General features: G+C 41.5%; 16 protein-coding genes, 1 tRNA gene and 1 pseudogene. 7 read left to right on the top strand and 11 right to left on the bottom strand.

What is annotated here, in order from left to right; all coding sequences use genetic code 11:
* Nucleotides 1–15: 15 nt before the first annotated feature.
* From CCVT_RS02260 to kdsA, 9 genes and pseudogenes are all read right to left on the bottom strand, one after another.
* Complete coding sequence (locus tag CCVT_RS02260) at nucleotides 16–609, bottom strand: CDP-alcohol phosphatidyltransferase family protein (RefSeq protein ID WP_018136936.1); 594 nt, start codon at nucleotides 607–609, stop codon at nucleotides 16–18.
* Between the two features lie 159 nt (nucleotides 610–768).
* A tRNA-Ser gene (locus CCVT_RS02255) sits at nucleotides 769–859 on the bottom strand.
* A gap of 103 nt (nucleotides 860–962) precedes the next feature.
* On the bottom strand, nucleotides 963–1,205 hold the full coding sequence (locus CCVT_RS02250) for a helix-hairpin-helix domain-containing protein (RefSeq protein ID WP_018136937.1): 243 nt from the start codon (nucleotides 1,203–1,205) through the stop codon (nucleotides 963–965).
* An 8-nt stretch (nucleotides 1,206–1,213) separates the two neighbouring features.
* Nucleotides 1,214–1,894: an orotidine-5'-phosphate decarboxylase gene (gene pyrF, locus CCVT_RS02245; RefSeq protein WP_018136938.1), complete on the bottom strand. Its 681-nt coding sequence runs from the start codon at nucleotides 1,892–1,894 to the stop codon at nucleotides 1,214–1,216.
* Entirely contained in the window at nucleotides 1,891–2,286 is a 396-nt protein-coding gene (gene nusB / locus CCVT_RS02240) for a transcription antitermination factor NusB (RefSeq protein WP_009650981.1), read from the bottom strand. Before nusB ends, pyrF begins: the two co-directional genes overlap by 4 nt.
* A 1-nt stretch (nucleotide 2,287) precedes the next feature.
* Nucleotides 2,288–2,758 carry a 6,7-dimethyl-8-ribityllumazine synthase gene (gene ribH / locus CCVT_RS02235; protein WP_018136939.1) on the bottom strand — a complete coding sequence of 157 codons (471 nt, stop codon included), beginning with the start codon at nucleotides 2,756–2,758 and terminating at the stop codon, nucleotides 2,288–2,290.
* 362 nt (nucleotides 2,759–3,120) lie between these two features.
* Nucleotides 3,121–3,446: pseudogene (locus CCVT_RS02230) on the bottom strand (DMT family transporter).
* Nucleotides 3,443–3,769 carry a DMT family transporter gene (locus tag CCVT_RS02225; protein WP_018136941.1) on the bottom strand — a complete coding sequence of 109 codons (327 nt, stop codon included), beginning with the start codon at nucleotides 3,767–3,769 and terminating at the stop codon, nucleotides 3,443–3,445. The pseudogene CCVT_RS02230 and the gene CCVT_RS02225 overlap by 4 nt, the downstream one beginning before the upstream one ends.
* Nucleotides 3,759–4,565 carry a 3-deoxy-8-phosphooctulonate synthase gene (gene kdsA / locus CCVT_RS02220; RefSeq protein WP_018136942.1) on the bottom strand — a complete coding sequence of 269 codons (807 nt, stop codon included), beginning with the start codon at nucleotides 4,563–4,565 and terminating at the stop codon, nucleotides 3,759–3,761. Before kdsA ends, CCVT_RS02225 begins: the two co-directional genes overlap by 11 nt.
* A 160-nt stretch (nucleotides 4,566–4,725) precedes the next feature.
* On the opposite strand from kdsA, the gene CCVT_RS02215 reads away from it, so the two are divergent.
* Complete coding sequence (locus CCVT_RS02215; protein ID WP_018136943.1) at nucleotides 4,726–7,914, top strand: AAA domain-containing protein; 3,189 nt, start codon at nucleotides 4,726–4,728, stop codon at nucleotides 7,912–7,914.
* Entirely contained in the window at nucleotides 7,895–9,268 is a 1,374-nt protein-coding gene (locus CCVT_RS09885) for a phospholipase D-like domain-containing protein (protein ID WP_018136944.1), read from the top strand. The genes CCVT_RS02215 and CCVT_RS09885 overlap by 20 nt, the downstream gene beginning before the upstream one ends.
* Nucleotides 9,269–9,276: 8 nt before the next feature.
* Here the strand turns inward: CCVT_RS09885 and CCVT_RS02205 are convergent, their stop codons facing one another.
* Nucleotides 9,277–10,170 carry a DMT family transporter gene (locus CCVT_RS02205; protein ID WP_018136945.1) on the bottom strand — a complete coding sequence of 298 codons (894 nt, stop codon included), beginning with the start codon at nucleotides 10,168–10,170 and terminating at the stop codon, nucleotides 9,277–9,279.
* A 105-nt stretch (nucleotides 10,171–10,275) separates the two neighbouring features.
* Between CCVT_RS02205 and der the strand changes: the two genes are divergently transcribed.
* The 5 genes from der to CCVT_RS02180 all read left to right on the top strand — a co-directional run bounded on the left by der (nucleotide 10,276) and on the right by CCVT_RS02180 (nucleotide 16,861).
* Entirely contained in the window at nucleotides 10,276–11,661 is a 1,386-nt protein-coding gene (gene der, locus CCVT_RS02200; protein ID WP_018136946.1) for a ribosome biogenesis GTPase Der, read from the top strand.
* A complete protein-coding gene (locus CCVT_RS02195; protein ID WP_018136947.1) occupies nucleotides 11,642–12,166 on the top strand; it encodes a shikimate kinase in 525 nt (174 codons plus the stop codon). The genes der and CCVT_RS02195 overlap by 20 nt, the downstream gene beginning before the upstream one ends.
* A gap of 113 nt (nucleotides 12,167–12,279) precedes the next feature.
* Nucleotides 12,280–13,245, top strand: coding sequence for a tryptophan--tRNA ligase (gene trpS, locus CCVT_RS02190; protein ID WP_018136948.1), 966 nt, complete (start codon nucleotides 12,280–12,282; stop codon nucleotides 13,243–13,245).
* Nucleotides 13,246–13,253: 8 nt separating this feature from the next.
* Nucleotides 13,254–14,498: a serine--tRNA ligase gene (gene serS / locus CCVT_RS02185; RefSeq protein ID WP_018136949.1), complete on the top strand. Its 1,245-nt coding sequence runs from the start codon at nucleotides 13,254–13,256 to the stop codon at nucleotides 14,496–14,498.
* Nucleotides 14,498–16,861 carry a tetratricopeptide repeat protein gene (locus tag CCVT_RS02180; protein ID WP_018136950.1) on the top strand — a complete coding sequence of 788 codons (2,364 nt, stop codon included), beginning with the start codon at nucleotides 14,498–14,500 and terminating at the stop codon, nucleotides 16,859–16,861. Before serS ends, CCVT_RS02180 begins: the two co-directional genes overlap by 1 nt.
* A 9-nt stretch (nucleotides 16,862–16,870) precedes the next feature.
* Here CCVT_RS02180 and motB read toward each other — a convergent pair whose 3' ends face one another.
* On the bottom strand, nucleotides 16,871–17,599 hold the full coding sequence (gene motB / locus CCVT_RS02175; protein ID WP_018136951.1) for a flagellar motor protein MotB: 729 nt from the start codon (nucleotides 17,597–17,599) through the stop codon (nucleotides 16,871–16,873).
* Between the last annotated feature and the right edge of the window lie 2 nt (nucleotides 17,600–17,601).

The following is a 17,601-nucleotide window of genomic DNA, read 5'->3' as shown; positions in this document are numbered from 1 at the left end:
CCTCCTAGCACCACCTTATTTTAGCCCCGATCTTACGCGGTTTATGCAAGTCATCACCAGCAAGATCGCGACCGCCAACAAACACCAGTTCATCCACTGTGGCAAATAGCCCAAAAATGCGTATATCGTGCCAAGAAGCCCAAATACAAAAGCCCTATCGCTTTTACCCATCGGTCCGTCGTAGCGTCTGGAATTTCCATGGATCTGCCCGAGCACTCCTGCAAATTCGCTTAGCCCAGCGAGCCAAATGATGATCAAAACGACGTATGTATCTAGCCCGGGCACAAATGCAAACGGCAGATAAAGCGCAGCGTCCGAGATGACGTCGGTCAGTTCGTTTAGATAGCCGCCAAGCCTTGATTTTTGGTTAAATTCTCGCGCAAGCATGCCATCTATGGCGTTTAGTGCCATCCTTAAAAACATCCAGATCGGAAGCAAGATAAAAAGTGCTGAAATTTCACTGAAAGCATACAAAAATGAGCCGAGCAGAAGAGATAGCATGCAGGCAAAAATAGTGACTTGATTTGCCGTTATGTGTGCGTCAAAAAGGCGCTTTGTCAATGGGCGAAGCAGGTTTTGAAATCTTGGTTTTAGCTCATAGATACTCATACGACTCCAAAAAACGATGATAGTGGTATTATTCTATAAATTTTCTTGAAGATAGTTTAATTTTTATTTTAGCGCCGTTTGACATCGCACCGATTTGAATAGGCGCCTAAATAATAAAGGTTAAATTTATTTATTTCTCGTAGATGAAATCAAATCTAGTGGCGGACAGAGAGGGATTTGAACCCTCGAGCCCCGATTAAGAGCTGCACCCTTAGCAGGGGTGTGGTTTCGGCCACTCACCCATCTGTCCGCAAAATAAGAAATCGCATTATAAACAAAAGCTGCTGATATATGGCTTAAAATTCCAGCTGCTATTTTTGACCGACTAGACCAACAAACGCCGATAATTGCCGCTAGTCCTTCCAAAGCCACCATTTCAGCTTGCTAACGTCCGGGTCCGGCGTGTTCGCGTAGTAGCAAATCATGCGATACATATATAAAATGCACCTGTCACTGCCTCGCCCGAGTGCCTTTGTGCACTCATATAGCTCGTCCGCATCTGCTCCTTTTAAAGAGGCGATGTCGGTGTAGCCAAGTGCAAGCAGATCGTCCTCAGTCGCCTTGCCAACATAAGGAATTTGCCTAAGATCGCTCATAAAATTTCCTAAATTTTCTCCAGTATCCGCTCGCAAATTTCACGTGGCTCAATGCTTTCATATATCGGGCGTCCGACCACGATAAAGTCGCTGCCCTGCTTCTTCGCCGCGTTCAAATCAGCCACTCGCTTTTGATCGTTCGCGCTCTCGCCAAAAGGACGCACACCGGGCGTCAAGGTGAGAAAGTCCGCACTCGTCGCGTTCTTTATCAAGCGGCTTTCAAGCACCGAGCAGACCATCCCGTCAAGCCCCGCCTCATAGCTCATCACGCTAAATTTACGCACGGCAGCAGCTAAATTTTCATTATAAACCGCGCTAAATTCGCTCTCGTCAAAGCTTGTCAGCGCCGAGACCGCCAGCACCAAAGGGCGCGACGGCAGCGCATTTAGCCGTGACATCACAGTCCGCATCGCGCGCGCACCGCTACTTGCGTGCAGATTTATCATATCAGCGCCGACCTTGGCGATGACCTCGGCTGCGTCCGCCATCGTGTTTGGTATGTCGTAGAGTTTAAGGTCAAGAAAAACCCTAAAATCCGCCACGCCTTTTAACTCTTCGATAAATTTCGCCCCGTCTCTTAGATACGCGCGGAGTCCGACTTTTAGCCACACGTCAAGCCCGACTAGCTCGCGCGCGAGAGCTAAATTCGCCTCCTTGCTTGCCATATCAAGCGCCACGCAGAGCTTCACATCTCGCCTTTTAGCGCATCGAGCACACCGTTTATAAATTTTGGCGCAGAGTCGCCGCCAAGCTCCTTTGCAAGCTCGATAGCTTCGTTGATGATGACGGCTTTGTCGGTGTCCGTAAATTTCATCTCATACACACCAAGACGTAAGATCGCAAGCTCGACTATACCGATCCTCTCGATATCCTTTTCCTTTAGATACGGCTTTAAAATTTCATCAAGCTCGCCTTTTTTCAAGCAAATAGCGTCAAAGGTCTCGAGCGCCTGCATTTTACGCTCGTTTCTTATCTTTTTCTCCTCTAAAAACTCATCCTTGAATTCGTTCATCTCGCTACCCATCTCATGTGCATAAAGTAGCGAAACTACGGCTTGCCTGACCTGATGACGCGTCGCCATTTCACGCTCCTAAATTTTTATATAAATTTAGCATCTCGATGACGCCTGTCATTGCCTCAAAGCCCTTGTTTCCTGCCTTGCTACCCGCTCGCTCGATGGCTTGCTCGATGTTATCGACCGTTAGCACCCCAAAGCTTACGGGTTTGCCGTATTTTAGCGTTACGTTTGCGATGCCCTTCGTAGTCTCGGCCGAGACGTAGTCAAAGTGCGGCGTCGAACCTCTGATGACCGCACCCACGCAGCAAACGGCGTCAAATTTACCACTGGCGAGCGCCTTTTCCAAAGCCATCGGTATCTCGAATGCACCAGGCACTAAAATGAGGCTTAAATTCGCCTCATCTCCGCCGTGGCGCAAAAACGCATCTCGCGCACCCTCGACGAGACGATCGGTAACGATGTGGTTGAAGCGCGCATTGATGATCGCGACCTTTTCCTTGCCGCTAAGGGCTAATTTTCCTTCGATTATTTTCATGAATTCTCCTTAAATTTTATTTATTTTAAGACACGATATTGACACAAAAGCCGTAGCAAGCGGCATTTTGAAGCAAAAATTTATAACGCTTATTCGTAACCAAAAGCAGACGCTGCCGATTTTTCACTTCGCTATCGTTTGTGGCGCAGTCTCGTTACGAGCGGGGCGCGATAGCCGACCGTGTCTTCGCGCAGTTGCGAGACGAAGTCAAAGCTCCTCACTAAGCTGCGAGCAATGCGAAAAAATCACGCCCAACTCGCTCTCGCTAAAACGCGCTCAGGCAGTAAATTTAACCTGTGCCCCCAGCCCTAAATTTAATAAATTTAAAAGCCAGACTTTGCACCACGCAATAAATTTCAAACCTAAACAATTTTAAGCATTATAACACTAAATATTATCAAAAACAGGCAAACGCCCTTTTGCAGGCTAAATTTTTCGCCGTTTATGACGATACCTACGACGACCGCTCCGATCGCCCCTAGACCCGTCCAGATCGCGTATGCTACGGACATCGGGAGTACTTGCATCGCGTACCTAAGCAGCACGAGCGAGAGCACCAGTACGCAGATGTCAAACGCCATGAGAGCGGCTTTACGACTAAATTTGCTCGTTTTTTCGATCATTGAAGCACATAAACACCCAGCACTTCGCACGCACTCGCCCCGAGCAAAGCCAAAAAGTGCATCATGACTTCGCCCCTTTTATGCCTAAAACCCCGACGATAAGGGTCGCGATGAAAAATAGCCGCCATAAATTTACGCTCCCGCCGTGATATAGCTCGCTCGCAGCCTCGACCACGACCAAAAAGAACGTCCCAAGCCCGACAAATAGCGTGTATGCCACGCTCGTATCAAGCCGCTTGAAGCCCAAAATAAACATATAAAAGCTCACGCAAACCATCACGCCGGTCAAAAAATACTCCAAATTTGACCCCGCATGCTTTAAGCCGTAAGCCCAGCCACACTCCGCCAGCGCGCCCAAAAATACGAACAAAAAGCCCCTATTTTGCAAAATTTAGCGCCTCTTGTATCCTAAAAATTTCATTTATATTTGCATCTAGCTCGTCTAAATTTAGCATATTCGGTCCGTCGCAAAGCGCCTCGCAAGGATTGACATGCGTCTCGTAAAAAAAGCCATCCACGCCCACAGCCGCTGCTGCTCGTGCAAGATATGGCACGAATTTTGCGTCTCCGCCGCTTTTCTCGCCAAGGGCTGAGGGCATCTGTACGCTGTGCGTCGCGTCGAATATCACCGGCGCAAATTCGCGCATAAGCACCAAATTTCGCATATCGACGACGAGATTGCCATAACCAAAGGTGCTGCCGCGCTCGGTCAGCCACACGCCGTTTTGCCGCGCGAGCTCGTAGCCATCGCTGCTAACGCCCCTGGTTTCAAGCACTTTTTTAACCGAGTGCTTCATAGCGCTGGCGGCTAAAAACTGCCCTTTTTTGATATTTACTATCGCCTTTGTCCTCGCAGCCGCCACGAGCAGATCGGTCTGACGGCATAAAAAGGCGGGGATTTGCAGTACGTCAGCGACCTCGCCCACGGGCGCAGCCTGGTAGCTCTCATGGATGTCGGTCAAAATTTTAAAGCCAAATTCCTTTTTTACCTTGGCTAAAATTTCGCAGCCTTTTTCAAGCCCCGGACCCCGAAATGAGCTGATACTCGTGCGATTTGCCTTATCAAAGCTTGATTTGAAATAAAAATCTATCCGCGCGTCCTCGTTAAATTTAACGAGCCTTTTTGCCACGTCAAATACGAGCTTCTCGCTCTCGATGACGCATGGACCTGCTATTAAGATCATACAAATACCCTTTAAAACTACTTTTTAAGTTTCAAATTATACCATAAAAACATAGGTCGCTTTAAAATAGTATAAAAAATAAAAAGTTAATATATTTCAATTAAATAAAGATTTAGTTCGATATAATTTTTACAAATTTTCACACAAGTGACGGATAATTATGCAGAATAAAATTTTAGGTAAATATACCATCTTAAATTCTTATGAAAAGGGTAAAATTCTTACAAGATATAACAATGAATTATACATAATAGAGTCAGTGCAAAAAGATGAGCAAAATGCATTTTGCTCATATACAGCACAAAATTTATCTTCTGTTTTACATAAAAATATCAGCAATATACTAGTAGAAGAAGATGAAAGATGTTTTTATCTAATAAAAAGAAAATATGAAGATATTGAAAAACTTGATGCTGACTTTTCTAAAGATCGCCTTAGTCTTATAAAATGCTACCAACAAATCATTTTGGCGATAAGTTACATACACCAAAAAGATTTTTATCATGGCAACATAAATCCTGAAAATATTTTAGTTGATTGCACGAACAATGTGTATTTGCTTGATTTTGGCAAAAGCTATTTGTATTCATTGCTTAAAAAAGATTGTGATAAAAGATTTTACGCACCAGAGCAACTCGAACAAAATGAGACATCCAAAGAAAGTGATATATATTCTTTTGGGCTTTGTATGTTAAAGCTTATAGTTGATAGCTATGAGGATTTTGATTTTTTTGAAATTTATACAAGCCCGAAAGATTTAGAAAAATTATTTCAAAAAATATATGATGACTATGAACTTGATGAATTAGAAAATGAACTTTTTATAATAGCAAAAGGCATGGTCGCCATAAAGCCTGAAAATAGAACTTCACTGCAAGAAGTTTCAAAAAAATTAAAAGATTTATTAAAAAAGTATCAAGCAATAAGAACATTTGAGATAAAGCTTAATGATAATGTTGTAGATAGATATAAAGAGGAATATGATGTTGATTTATATGATGTGGCAAACCACATAGAAGAAAAACTAGCTAATCAAAAGACTTTTTGGAGTTTTGGCAAGGATAAGAATGGGCGAGAAGAGATAAAGATAGCTATTAACAATATGCTATTTTGTTGCTCGGCACGAAACGACGATAAGCCATATCTATTTTGCTTTAAAATTTTAGATAATCAAAGGCTAACAGAAGAGCTTTATCGACACGGTGTTGAGACAAATGATGACTTCACAATATCACATCAGTATGGTAGAGCTAGTAAAGAGTGCGATGATGTAAGAGAATTTATAGATGAGCTTAAAGAAAAATTTAAACATAAACAACTATTAGATAAGCAATTAGAAATAGATAAAAAATCAATAGCCACCGAGGAAGAACTTTTGGAAGCTGAATATAAAGCCATACAAGAAAAGAAAAATACAAAATTTGCAATATTAAAAGAGATAAACAAAGGCAAAGATGAGATAAATTTTGAGCTTATAGATGATGAAAATGACGATGAGACAAAAGATGATGATAACTTTTTAAATTTAAACGACAATGACAGCAATAATGCAAATGATGAAAAATATAAAAATTTCAAACAAGGTCAAAAAGTTATTATGGAGGCTCAAAGACACGACATATCGCTAAGTGGCGAGGTTGTCTGCTACAAACCCGATATAAAAATACTAACCATTAAAATGGATAAATATGAAACAAATAACTTCAAAAAAGACAATAAATATAAAATAAGCTATGACTATCAAGTAGAAGAGATCATTTGGAACAAAAGAAATAAGGCACTTGAAGCTTTAAAAAGCTCTATGGTCGTAATACCAAATTTAATAAGAAAAATAAATTCTCCGAACGAATTTATAAAAAATGATCTTATTGATATTTTAAAATGGAGCAATGAAAAGTTAGATGAAAATCAAAAGCAAGCTGTTGTAAAAAGCCTAAGTTTAGGCGATGGTTGCGAAATTTTATTGATACAAGGACCTCCTGGAACCGGCAAAACAACAACTATTACAGAGATAGTAAGTCAAATTTTACAAACCAAAAAACATAGCAAAATTTTAGTCTCATCTCAAAGCAATCAAGCTGTCGATAATGTCTTGGAAAAAATTTGCAAAGATGAAGATAAAATCCTAAGAATAGGAAATGATGCTAGCAAAATGAGCAAAGAAGCTCAAAAATTTATGCCTGAAAAAGTTTTAAATAAATTAATCAGCCAAAATTTAAAAAGGATAAAAGAAAATAGCATAATACACGAAGATAAAAACATACAAAAAGAGTTAATAAAACTGCAAGAAGATTTTACAAAAAGATTGCAAAGTATTACTTCAAAATTAGCTACCAAAAAAGATACAAAAGAAAGCGAACTCGCAACTCTTTTTTTAAAAAATATTAGACTGATTTTTGGAACATTGATAGGAATTTCATCTTGGCAAAATTTTAAAGAGATGGCTTTTGATATAGCAATAGTCGATGAAGCAGGTAGAGCCACTCTAAGCGAACTTTTGGTGCCTTGCATAAAAGCAAAAACCATTGTGTTAGTTGGAGACCATAAGCAACTTGCTCCTGTTATAGATGATGACGTGATAGAAAAAGTAGATAATAAAGATGAGGCTAAGATTTCATTTTTCCAAAGATTTTTTGAGCGTTTAGAAAAAGTAGATAGAGAAAATTTAAAACATATTTTAACTTATAATTATCGCTCCGAAAGAAAAATTTGCGAACTTTATAGTAACGCATTTTATGAAGGAGAGCTTATAGTAAGTGATGATATAAATAAATATAAACAACATGAAATATCATTTTTTAAATCAAGCGTAGTTTGGCTAGATACTGTAAATTTAAACGATAAAGAAGATGAACAAAAAGGAACTGGAAAGATAAATCGGTGCAATGCAAAATATATAAAAAATACCATAGGATTAATCTATGATAATATTCTAAAAAATAATTTAAATTATGATATAGGCATAATAACTCCATATAAAGCACAAAAAGAGCTACTTGATAACACAATACGAAAGAGTGATTTTGATAAGATAAAGATAGACATAGGCACGGTTGATAGCTTTCAAGGAAGCGATAGAGATATAATCATTTACGACTGCGTAAGATCGTCAAAAAGTAAAGCAAAAAGGGGTCAAAAGATAGATTTTATAGCAGATGAAAAAAGGCTAAATGTATCTTTATCAAGAGCTAAAAAGCTTTTGATAATTATCGGAGATATGGAGTTTTTATATACCGCAAGTGTAAGTGGTGAAGAAAATCCTTTTATAAGTATAATAAACCATATAAAAGGTAATGAAGGATATGAAATAATAAATTTAGGAAAAAACAGTGGCAAAACAAAAAAATAAAACGAGTAGTAGTGAAAATTTTACACCAGATATACAGATGCTTACTCACAAATATAGCGATTACTATGAAAATTTTGTGATGTATGATGCAAAAGAAATAGTTTATCCTATATATAAGGTAAAAGTCGAGTACCAAATCACAAAAGAATTAGAAATTCATCCAATTATCATTGGGATTTTAAAAATTATCAATTATCTACAAACCATAAAAAAAGATAGATATAAGCTTTTAAAAGAGATCACACAAATGGATAGCGATATATTAGATAGTATTTTGGGCGATTTTAATACGAGGGGATACCTGAAATTTGACTTGCTAAACAATGAAATAATGCTAACAAATAATGGTCTTGAAGCATTAAAAAAGGAGAGGGAAAAAGTAAAAGAAACAGCTATATCATATATTGCTATGGATGGGGTTTTGGGTCAAATTTTAGGTATTTATAAAAGCTCAAAAGATATATTGCTAGAACATAAATCTAGTAAAGATGTATTTGAATTTAAGCCAAATTTTAAAGCAATGCCTAGGATAAAAGAGCTTGATAGCGAATTTAGTGATGAAAAGACTTTAAGACAGGTTTTGGTCGAGTGTTTAAAAGGGGTTGATGAAGATGAAAACAAAAACTATGAAATAGATGAAATTTTATCCATAGAAGCAAGTAAATTTTTCAAAAAATATTTTTGTCTTTTTTATAAAAATAGCCAAAGTGATGAAAGACTTTTAGTCATAGATAATAAATACGAAGAAGACAATGAGGCTACCAGGCTTTTTGACAAACTTATACAAGAACAAGCATTTAGTGATAATATCGATACAAAAGCCAAGCAGTATCAAGAAAATAAACAAAAATTTGAAGATATAACGCCTGAGGTGATACAAAAGCAACTAGATGAAATATGCCTTGAAAACGGCACAACGATACAAGCTACCGAGCACAAAAGATACTTTAAGTATATTTTAAATAATGCAAAAAAAGAAATTTACATCCAATCTCCTTGGATAAGAAATGAAATTTTACAAATTTATAAACAAGATATACAAAATGCCTTAAAAAGAGGTGTCAAAATCACTATAAAATACGGACTAAAACCTAGAAATCGTTTCGATAAAGTCGGCATAGATGAAAAATCACAAGAGTATTTTAATAGTCTTGATAAAAAAATGTTTAAACTAATAAAAGGTCATGACCATAGTAAAATTATCATTTGCGATGATGATTTTATGATAATAGGTAGCTTTAACTGGCTTAGTTACGCAGGTGAAAAAGATGCAAAAGAAGCAAGGGGTGAGACATCAAGTATAAATTTAAACAAAAATTCCATTGAAAAAGAGAAATCAAAATTTATAAACTAAAATTTGACTTATCTTTTCTCCCTTACCACTAAAATTCCGCTTAAAATAACGAGCATTATACCAAAAAACGCCGCAGCATTCGGTAGCGCATCACCCATCGCCGTGCCGATGATGATCGTGAAAATGACGTCCGCGTAGCTGACTGCGGCGACTGTCCCGGCCTTTCTTGAAGCAGCGTAAGCTTTGGTCATATTGATCTGAAAATATAGCCCGGTGATACCCATTAACACGATGAGTAAGACATTTGAGAGGTTTGGAAGGACGAATTTCGATAGCAAAAAATCAAGCGGTTCGTAGCTAAATTTTTCTGCCAACCCCATGAAAATAAGCGGTAAAATCGTGCCCCAGCCCATAAAGCTAAGCACGATGATGTTAGTGTCGTAGCTCTTTTTCAGCTCACGCACGCTCGTATAGGCAAGTGCCGCTCCCAGGCCGCTCCAGATGCCGATGATGTCGGTTTTTGAGATGCCTAAATTTGGCTGTATGATAAACAAAATGCCGCCAAAGCCTAGAAAGATCGCAAACCAGCCAAGCGAGCTAAGCCTCTCCTTAAAAACGATCGCGGCCAAGATCGCCGTAAAGATCGGACTCGTTTTTGAAAAAGTAAATGCCGCACCAAGGCTGATGTGAGCGACATTATAAAAAAACGCAAAAAGCGCCATCGTCCCGACAAAGCCGCGAAACATCAAAAGCCACGGATGGCCGCCTGTTTGCTTTGCCGGCTTTTTATAAAGCGCATAGACTATCATCACAAGGCCGATCAAATTTCTAAAAAATACGACCTCAATAGACGGCATATCTTTGCTCAAATACTTTGCAAACGCCCCGGTGACGGCAAACATAAAACACGCAATGAGCATATAATAAACGCCAAGATGACGCATCAAAAACCTATGCAGCAAGATAAAAACCTTTTTTTATTTTAAAGCCATATTTTAGTGCAAACTGGCTAATTTATAAATAAAATAAGCCATTTTTTGTATAATACGCCAACTAAAGGGAATAACGTGCAAAAAATAATATTGGTCGGAAAGCCAAACGTTGGAAAAAGCTCGCTTTTTAACCGCTTGGCTAGACAAAGGATAGCCATCACCAGCGAAATAAGCGGCACTACAAGAGATACGAACAAAGCCAAGATCGAAGTGGAAGGCAAAAGCTGTCTACTCATCGACAGCGGTGGGCTCGATGAAAGTAGCGAGCTTTTTAAAAATGTGAAATTCAAAACCCTAGCCGAGGCTAAAAACTCAGACATAATCATTTACATGGTCGATGGCAAAATGGCGCCAAGCGACGAGGATCGCGCGATATTTTACGAGCTTTGCAAGTTAAATTTACCTATCGCTCTAGTCATAAACAAGGTCGATAGCAAAAAAGACGAGCAGCGAGCGTGGGAATTTATAAATTTTGGCGTCAAAGAGATATTTGAGATCTCTGTCAGCCACAATACCGGCATAGACGAGCTTGGGCAGTGGATAGCCAGGCAGCTTGAAGACGACGTTATAAAAGCCGATGAGAGCGAGGATTTTGACGATTTTTTAGAAAATTTCAATGACGAGGGCGAGCTTGAAAGCGGTGAGAATTTTGAAGATAGACATATCCGCGTAGGCATCGTCGGCCGTGTAAATGTCGGCAAAAGCAGCCTTTTAAACGCCCTCGTAAAAGACGCTCGCGCAGTCGTCAGCGACGTGGCGGGCACTACTATAGATCCTGTAAATGAAATTTACGAGCACGAGGGGCGGATATTCGAGTTTATCGATACTGCAGGCATCAGAAAACGTGGCAAGATCGAGGGCATCGAGCGATATGCGCTAAACCGCACGGAAAAAATTTTAGAAAATTCAGACATAGCGCTTTTGGTGCTTGACAGCTCGGAGCCTCTGACCGAGCTTGACGAGCGCATAGCAGGAGTCGCGAGTAAATTTAACCTTGGCATGATCATAGTGCTGAACAAATGGGACAAGAGCGAGACGGAATTTGACGAGCTCGTAAAAGAGATAAAAGATCGCTTTAAATTTCTCTCCTACGCGCCCATCATCAGCGTGAGCGCACTCGGCAAAAAGCGCATCCACAAGCTCTACCCGCTCATACTTGAAGTCTATAAAAATTTCACCCAAAAGATACAAACCTCAAAGCTAAATGAAGTGATCGAAGAGGCGGTAAAAACTCATCCGATACCACGCGAGAAAGGTAAAAGCGTTAAAATTTACTACGCTGCGCAGTTTGGCTTCGCACCGCCAAAGATCGCACTTATCATGAACCGTCCAAAATGCCTGCATTTTAGCTACAAACGATACCTTATCAACAAACTCAGGCAAAATTTCGAGCTAAGCGGCGTTCCTATCGTGCTAGCACCTAAAAAACGCGGAGAGAGCGATGAAAACGAAGAACAATAACATCGTCTTGATCGGCTTCATGGGTGTTGGCAAAGGCACGACAGCAAGGGCGCTAAGCAAGAGCCTAAAGACTGTCAATCTCGACTGTGACGATCTGATAGAAAGCTCGCAAAATATGAAAATAAAGGAAATTTTCGAACAGCACGGAGAGGAATATTTTAGGAATTTAGAAAAAAATCTGGCGAAATTTCTAACTACTAACGTCAAAAATACCATCATCTCGACGGGCGGGGGCTTTGTGAATGTCAAAGGACTAAACAAAATCGGCACGGTCATCTATCTAAAAGCTAGCTTTGAAGCTATCATCGAGCGCTTAAAAAACAGCGCCAACAGCGAAAAGAAAATGGCAAAAAGACCGCTTTTAAGTAACCTAACAAAAGCCAAAGAGCTTCACAAAACGCGTGAGAAAATTTATGAGAAAAAGGCCGATATCATCATCGAAGTCGAGCAAAAAACGCCAAAGCAGATCGTAAAAGAGATAATCAAAAATTTACAAAAAAGATGACTCAAACGCGAGGATAAAATCGGTTTAAATTTGACGCAAATAAAGTAAATTTAGCCAAAAGCGGGTAAAATAAAGCCAAAATTCATAAATTTAGAGCGGGAAAAAGGATAAAAATGAGAGTTTTAACAGGCTTGCAGCCTAGCGGGAAGCTGCATTTGGGCAACTATTTCGCATCGATAAAGCAGATGGTAGAAGCCCAAAAAACAAGCGAGATGTTTATGTTTATCGCAAACTACCACGCGATGACATCGCTAAGCGACGCAAAGGCGCTCAGACAAAACACGCTAGAAGCGGCGGCTGCATTTTTGGCACTTGGGATCGATCCTAAAAAAAGCGTATTTTGGGTGCAAAGCGATGTCAAAGAGGTGCTTGAGCTTTACTGGATACTGAGCCAATACACCCCAATGGGCCTACTAGAGCGCGCACATAGCTATAAAGATAAGGTCGCAAAGGGCATAGGCGCCAGCCACGGGCTATTTAGCTACCCCGTGCTGATGGCGGCTGACATACTGCTATATAGCGCTCAGGTCGTGCCCGTGGGTAAGGATCAGATCCAGCACGTCGAGATAGCACGCGACATCGCGCTTAAATTTAATAACGAACACGGCGAAATTTTGACCCTGCCGACCCACCGAGTCGATGAGAACGTAGCCACCGTGCCTGGCACTGACGGCGCAAAAATGAGCAAGAGCTACGGCAACACGATAGATATTTTCGCAGATGCCAAAACACTCAAAAAACAAATCGGCTCCATCGTAACGGCCAGCGAACCGCTAGAAGCCCCAAAGCAGTGGCAAACCTGCAACGTCTATAACATCGCGAAGCTGTTTTTAGACGAGGACGGACAAAGGGCGCTTCAAGCGCGCTACGAAAAAGGCGGCGAAGGACACGGGCACTTCAAAGCCTACCTAAATGAGCTTGTTTGGGCATATTTTAAAGATGCAAGAGAGAAATTCGAGTATTACACGAGCCACCTTGGCGAGGTCGAGGAGATATTAAGCGAAGGTGCGGCAAAAGCGCGAATTTACGCACTGCCTTTGATAGAAAAGGTACGAGAAAAAACCGGAATTTACAGATAGGACAAGCGATGATAAATTTAAAACTACTTGAGAGCAATTACGAAAATTTTGTCAGCAAACTTCGAGGCAAAAATATAAATGAAGACGTTCTAAAAAGCCTACTTGACACGTTTAACGAGCTAAAAAAACAGCGTCAAATTTTAGAAGACCTCCAAGCCGTGCAAAACTCAAAAAGTAAGGAGCTTGGCGCGCTAGCTAGAAGTGGCGGCGATGTGGCGGGCTTAAAAGAGGAGCTTAGCAAAAATAAAGAAGCGCTTGGTGCGCAAAACGAAATCGTGCGAGTACTCGAGGAAAAGCTAGACAATATCGCCTCAAACGTACCAAATATCACCGACGATGACGTGCCTTTGGGCCGAGACGAAGAGGATAATGTCTGCATAAAAAAGGTGCTAGAGCCGCGCGAATTTTCTTTCACGCCAAAGGCGCATTACGAGCTTGGAGAGCAGCTTGGCTGGCTTGACTTCGAGCGCGGAGCTAAAATTTCAGGCTCGCGTTTTACGATCTTAAGAGGCGAGGCGGCAAGGCTCTCAAGGGCTTTGGTAAATTACATGATCGATTTTAACAGTGCGCGAGGATTTGAGCTAGTAAACGTGCCGTTTTTGGTAAATTCAAACACGCTTTATGGCACCGGGCAGCTACCAAAATTTGAGGACGATCTTTATAAGGTGCGTGACGAGGATCTTTACTTGATCCCGACTAGCGAAGTGCCGGTGACTAATATCTACAACGACGAGATCATAGATGCTGAAAATTTACCGATAAAGATGACTTGCTACTCGGCGTGCTTTCGTCAAGAGGCGGGTTCGGCCGGTCGCGATACGCGCGGCATGATACGCCAACATCAGTTTGAAAAGGTTGAGCTTGTAAGCATAACAAAGCCCGAGCAAAGCGAGCAAATTTTAGACGAAATGGTCGCTTGCGCGAGTGATCTGCTCGCTTCGCTAGGCTTGCCGCACCGACATATGCTGCTTTGTAGCGGCGATCTTGGCTTTAGCGCGGCAAAGACGATCGATCTTGAGGTCTGGCTACCGTCTCAAAACAAATACCGCGAGATAAGCTCTATCTCAAATACGCGTGATTTTCAGGCTAGAAGAGCAAAAATTCGCTTCAAAGACGGCAAGAAAAACGCTCTTGTAAACACACTAAACGGCTCGAGCCTGGCCGTAGGCAGGACGCTGATAGCCATAATGGAAAACTATCAACGTCAAGACGGGACGATCGAGGTCCCAAGCGTTCTTAAAAGGTATATGTAGTGGCAGATGAAGAAGTCGTAGTCTTAAAGCCGCCCAGCGAGGAAAATGAGCAGCCAAACGCCGATGCGAACGAGGAGATCGTATCTCTTGAGAGTATCCAGCCGGGCGATGTACTAAATGATGAAAATATCCCCGAGCCTATCAAGGTAAAAAAGAGCAATAAAAAATTTATCTTCATAGGGCTTGGCGCTTTGGCGTTGGTCGTTTTGATAGCGGTTTTGCTCATATTTTTACTGAAAAAAGATAAAAAGCCGCCGATCGATACGACAACGCTCGCCCAAAATATAGAAGAAAACTACAAAACGCAAAATTTCGGCGCTTCTAAGATCGATGACATGATCAGCAAGGCAAATCAGCTCTACGAAAGGGGCAATAAATTCGAAGCGCTTAAAATTTACGAAAACATAGCCGTTTATAACGAGTCGCTCTCAAACTACAACCTAGGTGTTTCGCAAATGAAGCAAGGCAAATGCGCCGAAGCGATAACATCCTTCACCAAAGCCATCGCCGATCATGAAAACACCGCCGTTAGCGCGATAAACGCCGCCGTTTGCTCGCTCGAGTCAAACAACACTAAAAATTTCAACTACTACATCGGGCTTGCCAACTCGTTCTTGCAATACGAGGAGAGTTCGCCGCTTTATAGCTATTATTACGCGTTAGTGAGCTATTATAAAGGCAATTATTTTGAGGCTTTGCAGGCCCTCTCGCACCCTAGCGGAGACGACTATAAGGACAAATACGCCTACCTAAGCGCTAAAATTTTATCGCTTCTAGGCAACGACGAGGCGGCGATAGCAAAGCTCGAAAGCCAAAAGGAATTTAACGCCAACATCACCCTCGCGCAGCTTTACGCAAGGCAGGCAAACTACGACAAGGCGCGCGATTATCTAAGTAAAGCCGCCAAAAGCACGACCGACCCTGACCTCATCAAAATGATAGCGGCGCTGATAGATCTAAAAACCGGCTACTACAAGGATGCAGCGGCTTTCATCAGAGATATTTACTCGATCGATCCGCTAAAGCCAAGCAAAATTTACAAGATAAAAACGATACTAAACCCCGAACTGTTTGATGTAAATTTAGCCCAGCTGCACTTTAACGACGATATGTTTTTCAATAAAATCAGAAGATACGAGACGCTGTTTTACTTCGCACCTTACAAAGTCTTTGACGCTAAACAAAGCGTGGAATACATCAGAAAAGGCGGAGTCAGCGTATTTTTAGACGATACCTCGGCGGCAAACGACTATCTAAGCAAGAGCGCGACCATGTCAAAGGTCAATATCGAGCTAAGTAACGCTATCGCAAAGGCGCTAAACTACCAGCTAAAAGAGGCCAATCGCGACTTCGAGGCTCTTGTCAAGCTCTATCCAAACCACTCGATACTCCAATACAACCTAGCGCTAAGCTATGCGCAACTTGGAAATTTCAGCCTGGCTGCAAAGCATTTCATAACGAGCTATCATCTTGACGTGAATAACCATTTAGCGGGCGTTTTTTGCGCGATCAGCATGGATATGACCCACAGCGTCGATCCAAAGCTCATCGAGGAGATAGGTGAAAATTTAGAAAACGATAAAAATTTAAAGCCGGTAAATATTTACGCCGCGCTACTTAGCCTGGTAAGCGGTAACCAAAGTGCGATGCTAAGGTGGCTTGAAGAGCCCAAGGATCAAAATACGCTAAATTTAGCCTTTGATACGATCATCGCAAAGATGACCTCGCAAGATGAGATGATGCGTGAAAAAACGAAGCAGCTCATGCAAATTTTACCAAACGATATCATCACCAATATCCTAAATTTCATCGCGAACAACCAGCAAAAAAGCGTCAAAGAATACGCCAGAGCCGTTCAAATTTATTTCAAAGACAGGCAGCTTGACTCAAGCGCCTTTTACCACGGAGCCAGCATCATCCGCAAGCAATACATCAAGCTCCTGCAAATCGCCGGGCTTTTAAACTACGAGCGCGACAAATTAAAAGAGCAGCTACGCATCGCACCGGCGAATGCCAATATCGTTCAAACGCTCGCCTATGTCGAAATTTTCACTAATGACTTCGACGATGCATTTAGGCTTTACAACAAAGCGATCGATGAGTTTAAAGTGCAAGACGCGGGCACATTGTTTTTGGCCGCGGTAGCAGCCACCGGTGCAAACAAGCCGCAAAACGCAATCGCGCTTTTAGAGCTATCCAAGCTGACCGATCCAAATTCCTACGAAAGTCGCGTGGCACTGGGGTATCTTTATCAAGAAGTCGGGAACATAGAAGCGGCGCTCATACAGTATGAGCTCATAAAAAATACCGAATTTAAAAGCGAATTTTTTGATTTTATGATAAATCACGCAAAGGATAGATAAAGGGCTATTTTATTGCAGCCCTTTTAAAGCGTCAAGGACGGATTTTTGCGTCTTAGTATCGTTTTTATCGACTTTAAAAAATATCTGGACTCTGTTGCTGTCACTGCCCGAGACACTCTTTGGAGCGGGTTCGTTGCCGTATGAGACGACGCGCATCCTAGAGGCGTCCAAGCCATCATCAGCTAAAATTTGAGCGACGCTCATGGCTCGTTTATATCCTAGCTCAAAGCTTTCCATCCCGTTTGCCGAGCCGCCGGCGTAGCCTCTGATCTCGACGGAGATATTTTGAGGCAATTTATTTGCTATCTTGGCCGTCGTTTTTATAAATTCGATGGAATTTTGATCCGTCACTTGCGTCTCGCCGGCTTTAAAAGTGACACCATCTGGCATATCAAGTGAAATTTGCCCCTCGCTTTGATCCAGCATCGCTTTTAGCTCTTTTATGGTCTGCTCTTGTTCGGCATTGGTGGCTTTTAGCTGCTCGAGCTGTGATTTGGCATCGTTTTTGGCATTTGATTCTTTGTTGCCTTGAGAGACGATGTTGTCGGTAGTTTTACTCGCCGGATAATCAAAAATTTTAATAAATTCAGTCTTTAAAGCCTTGACCTTCTCGGTATTTGCAGCCGATATGGCGTAGAGCGCGATAAAAAGCGCGAGTAAAAGAGAGAGGAAGTCCGCATAAGGAACGGCCCATTTCTCACCGGCAGGACACTCTTGTTTTTTACATTTTTTACCCATTT

This window comes from Campylobacter curvus, assembly GCF_013372125.1.
Taxonomy (GTDB): domain Bacteria; phylum Campylobacterota; class Campylobacteria; order Campylobacterales; family Campylobacteraceae; genus Campylobacter_A; species Campylobacter_A curvus.
Note: the sequence above shows the minus strand (reverse complement) of the source record. Positions and strands in the feature narration are given on the sequence as shown.